Origin of the sequence: Arachidicoccus sp., from assembly GCF_050436765.1 — a bacterium.
In the GTDB taxonomy this organism is placed as follows: domain Bacteria; phylum Bacteroidota; class Bacteroidia; order Chitinophagales; family Chitinophagaceae; genus Arachidicoccus.
The window spans coordinates 1-1,656 of the sequence record NZ_JBNQGD010000048.1 but is presented as its reverse complement, the minus strand read 5'-3'; the positions used below and the strand labels follow the sequence as shown (position 1 = coordinate 1,656).

2 protein-coding genes are annotated in these 1,656 nt (G+C 39.7%); both read left to right on the top strand.

The genetic code is table 11. The features are described from left to right. Positions 1–1,100: chloride channel protein (locus tag ACQR30_RS01855; RefSeq protein WP_429730446.1), on the top strand; the 1,100-nt coding region annotated here is incomplete at its 5' end. Between the two features lie 219 nt (positions 1,101–1,319). Further along, on the top strand, positions 1,320–1,656 hold a 337-nt coding region (gene crcB / locus ACQR30_RS01850), incomplete at its 3' end, for a fluoride efflux transporter CrcB (protein WP_429730444.1).

The following is a 1,656-nucleotide window of genomic DNA, read 5'->3' as shown; positions in this document are numbered from 1 at the left end:
ACAAACCGGGCGCTGGCGTTCCTTTTAGAATGGCACCATTGGTGCTTATTACAACGGTAGTTACCCACTTATTTGGCGGATCTGCAGGTCGGGAAGGGACGGCCATACAAATTGGGGGAAGCATTGCGAGTTTTTTTGTAAAGAGATTTAAATTAAGCAAAGACGATACACGCATTCTTTTAATGATGGGTGTTGCAGCCGGCTTTGGTTCAGTATTTGGAGTCCCTCTTAGTGGCGGCATATTTGCCTTAGAGGTATTAACTGTTGGTAAAATTACGCACAAAGCATTATTGCCTTGCCTTATCTCCAGTATATTAGCGGATATTGCCTGTAAATCCTGGGGCATCCACCATACGGCCTATTTTATTACTTTCAAAGATACAATTCTATTTACTGCAAAATATATTCACTTCGATTTGTGGCTCCTATTAAAAGTAGTAATTGGCGGTATCTGTTTTGGTCTGGCGAGTTATTTTTTCTCTGAACTTTCTCATACCATAAAGAATTATAGTAACAAATTTATTCAAACGAAATGGCTGATTCCAATTCTTGGCGGATGCATCATTATCGGCCTTACGTATGTTTTAGGAACAGATAGCTATTTGGGCCTTGGCGTTTCAAATCCTAATCCCAACAGTGTTTCTCTGTTAACTTGTTTCAAAGCAGGAGGTGCCGGCTATTTCAGTTGGTTTTGGAAACTATTATTTACAGCTATAACGCTAAGCATGGGTTTCAAAGGTGGAGAAGTTACACCCCTGTTTTTCATTGGTGCAGCATTGGGAAATGCAGTAGCAATGATTACCGGTGCTCCAGTGGATCTAATGGCCGGGCTCGGGTTTATTGCAGTATTCGCAGGGGCTACCAACACGCCTATTGCGTGTACCTTAATGGGCATCGAATTGTTTGGCGGAGAATATGCTTTGTATTATGCCATTGCCTGTTTCACCGCTTATTACTTTAGTGGACATACAGGTATTTATCAGTCTCAAAGGCTAGCCTTTTCAAAACTTACTGCAGAAGAACTTAATGATTCAAAAGATTCTTTGCGTGAATTGCGCAAAGAACGACTCAAAGGCAAAAAAGAAAAACCTAGGTGGTGAAATTTTCAATACGGAACAAAAGAAAGAGAAAATTCTCAATCATCTATGGCACAAGGCAGTAATTCAAAGCTAGATTCGTGTTTAGAGCTGATAGACCGTCGCAAGAACTTGTAACGTTTCTTCTTACATCATTACAATCATTTTTGGCTGCATTGCCAAAGAAAAAGTGGTTATTTTCAAAGAAGTAGCGTTCTTGAATTTGCATTAAAATGATTTCACATGATTAAACAGCTATTAGTAATAGGATTGGGGGGCGCCATAGGCAGCATCTTTCGCTACCTGTTTCAACTACTTATAAGTGTTGTCTTTACGTTAGTCTTCCCTTTGGGTACATTTCTGGTAAATTTGAGTGGCTGTTTTATCATTGGTCTTATGTACGCAGCTTTGGAGAAATATGCAAGCCTCGGTTTTGAATGGCGCCTATTCTTAATCACCGGCCTTTGTGGCGGATATACGACTTTCTCCAGTTTCTCATTTGAAAGCCTTACTCTTTTTAAACAAGGCGATTATTTATACTTCTTTTCTTATGTTATTTTAAGCGTCGTTTTTGGACTCT